Raw genomic sequence first — 3,264 nt, forward strand, 5'->3', positions numbered from 1 at the left:
CTCTTGCCGCTCATAAATTGTTCAAGAGCTTTCTTCTCTAGTTCTTGTTGTTCTGTATTTGTCATCTTATCTGAATAATGTGTAAATTAAAAATTTAGTATTCAGACAAGGTTATATTTACACTCTCATTTGATATACAAACGTGACTGTTTTACTATTTCTTACTCTTATCTGCCAATCTTTAACGGCACGAGCCAGAGCCATCGCGCTAGCCGTTACTTAATTTTGCTTGCGCCAGCTTGGGACTGTTTTACTATTTCCTACTCTTGTCTACTAATCTGATACGGTACTAGTTACAAACCAGCACTAGCGCATACTAGGACCATCAGGGGAAATATCTTTCACCACATTTGTTTTCGATAAATAATCGTGGATTCCGTTTTTTACAAACAAAAAGGAAATTCTATCAAATGGGATTAATCTGTAAAAAGTACGTGCGATAATATCGGAGTTTTCAGGTTTTTCTCCATTAATTTTCACAACCTTAGTTTTGGTAATGAATTTACCAATTGTTTTTTGATATTTAATTTCCATAATTGCGTAATATGTTATAAAAGTCCCAAATATCAGGATGTATCTAAGAATTGTAGTAAATCCCGGATCGGTTAGATCAACAAAAATCCCGACTACAAAACTTGCGATAGATGCTAAAATTAGCCAAACAATAAAGTCAATCATAAAATTTAAAAATCGAGTAAAAGAGCTCACTATATTAGAGTCAACTTTTTCCTTTTTCTCTTTTTCAATGATTGCCTTTTCTTTTATCTTAGCAAACTTGCTTGTGTCTATATTTCGTTTTTTTACTTCAAGTTCAGCTGCTTCGATTGCTATCAAATTATACTTTTCTCTATCTACAGTCAATATTTTTATTAATTCTTCGTCAGTCCGTTGAGACATTACTTCTAGAAAATTTTTTTCCATTCAATTTTTTATATTAATGCTAACATATGCATCTATTTCTATACTTTATATTTTATTGAGAGTATTTTATACTATTGGATATTTTTGTTTAAAGTGTTGTAAAAATATCCAAATTGTGGATGTAATTGCAATAAACCATCCAGAACCAATCATGTTGGTTTTATAACATTTACCAATTATTTTGAATAATTATTGTTGCAATAACTATAAATAGAATAAAACCAATGAGTGTATTTAAAATTTCATTCTCAATATTTCCATAATGAGTTTTATTTTCTTCCCAAATAAACTTAAAACTTAATAATTTCTTTTTGGTTAATAAGTTTATAAAGTTTAAGATTACAAATCGTAAACTCGCCCCTAAAAAAGAAAAAATATAATGAACAATTATTATTCCGATAATATCCATTTACTTTTCATCTTCATTAACCCAACCTTCTACAGTTTTAATTACAGGTTTTACAGTCCCCATTATTCCTTTCATTCCTTGTCCCCAATATTTATGAAATTTATTCATATTCTTCAAAATGATACCTTTAATTTTAGAAGATTTAATGATTCGGGTAAATAAACCTTTATTTTGAGCATTAAATTGCCCCATATTCCTAGTTGGTTTCTTTATTCTTCCAAAAGTGGCTAATGTCATCATTCCATTTAAACCTGATTGAATTCCTTCTTCACTTCCTCTAATTACAATATCTCCATTTAATCGCTGAGGATCATTATGAGGGCTTAATAAATCAAAACTTGTTGCAAATACGTATGTGTCATCTAAAGTGTTGTATATAGCTTTTCCTATAAAAGCATCTACTCCAGATGAATTATTTAACTTGTTCTGAATGTTACCGAAGGAATTAGGAATTCTTTGACTAAAACTCCAAGTATGCATTAATTTACCTTGACCATCAGGTCTCCAGTATTTCCCAGAAGCTAATAAGTCACCTTTGATATTTCCAAAATCTATTATTATTCCATTACTTCCATCACCAGTTTTGTCAATATAAAATTTATGTGAATCCGTTGCAGCATTACCATTAGATTCTATAGAACCTTTAAAACCACCTGCAATCCATCCTCCAAATGCTCCCCACCAACCTGAATAACCACCATCAGGGTCTATCATAGATATTGGATTATTACCCATCCCAAGGTAAGGAGAATTATACTGTCCATACGGATCCGTCGTCAACCACCTACCAATACGACTATCCCATAATCTAAGCTGAAACGCTTCTTTTCCAGTTTCGGGATCTACTTCTTGTCCTTGATATGCGTATCTATAATCTCCTTTTAGGTTTCTATTAGGCATTGGCATGCCAAAAGAAAAGTAATCTAACAACTTTTTTTGAAGTGCTTGATCATTTTCCTAGTACCTTTTTCTTCAAAATTTTATAAAAGAACGTATTGCCTTTAGGCTTTGGTAAAGATAGTAAAATTGTGCTACTAAAGCCCTCGCAGCAGCAACCCAGTATTTTCGTACCTCAAAAACCTCTGTCTTGCTGCTGCTCCCTTTTCCTCGGTATGTTACATAACACAGGAGCTTTATAATACAAGTTTCAAGGGATTTGATTTTTAAGTGGATTCAACTTGTAGTTATAAATTGTGTTATGTAAAATACTCCCATAGCTTCGCCCCAAACTGCCATTGCCCTCAAAATCTGACTTCTAACAAATGATTTTTGCGGAAGATATTACAATATTATAGCAGTATAATAGTGTCGTAGACTTGATTTGGACAAGTTTGGTGGCATTTTGAGCAATTTTGTGAAGACTAACGCCCTGCGGTTGTTTCATTTTAAAAGATAACGGAAGCCCATCCGCATTTGCCCGTGCATTCCATTATCTTTTAAAACGTTTATTCAGTTTGAGAAGAAAATCGTTTTTTAAAGATGAAGATTGGCGCAATGGCTTTTAGTGTGGAGATCTTCAGCTTTAAAAAATGCTAGGCTTTTGCGCCGATTGAGCAAAATAATTATGTTTCGTAGTGCGCTGGCAGTAGCGTTGGCAAAAAGGGCAAAGGCTGTGCGGCAATTTTACATAGTAGCAGTTATAACGACGATTTTTTATCCTTCAAAATAACAATACTAAAAATTGTGCGAAGCGAACTTATAACTTCTATTATGTAAAGATTGCTTGGGTGATGCGGTGGTGAGCGGAACAACACAAAATACAGAGGGTTTTTGCTTTTTCTGCAAAAAACTGGATTTTGTGTTGTGTGGATTTATTCGGTGTAATGATACCTAGTTCCCTTTAATTCTCCTGTTTTTAGTATTAAACCTTCATTCACAAGGTAAAAAAGGTCTTTTTTTAATGTATTTCGAGAGTGATTTGTAAACGCTTTTTC

2 protein-coding genes are annotated in these 3,264 nt (G+C 32.8%); both read right to left on the bottom strand.

Annotated elements, in window-relative coordinates:
- Positions 1 to 306 precede the first annotated feature (306 nt).
- The gene (locus F0000_RS26770; protein WP_149627763.1) at positions 307 to 921 is read right to left on the bottom strand and encodes an RDD family protein; all 615 of its coding nucleotides are present in this window, start codon (positions 919 to 921) and stop codon (positions 307 to 309) included.
- 409 nt (positions 922 to 1,330) lie between these two features.
- A complete protein-coding gene (locus tag F0000_RS26775; protein ID WP_149627764.1) occupies positions 1,331 to 2,260 on the bottom strand; it encodes an RHS repeat domain-containing protein in 930 nt (309 codons plus the stop codon).
- Positions 2,261 to 3,264 lie beyond the last annotated feature (1,004 nt).

Source organism: Aquimarina sp. RZ0 (assembly GCF_008370685.1).
Taxonomy (GTDB): domain Bacteria; phylum Bacteroidota; class Bacteroidia; order Flavobacteriales; family Flavobacteriaceae; genus Aquimarina.

Coding starts and splice junctions, on each gene's coding strand:
- F0000_RS26770 (WP_149627763.1), bottom strand. CDS start 921: ATGGAAAAAAATTTTCTAGAAGTAATGTCTCAACGGACTGACGAAGAA.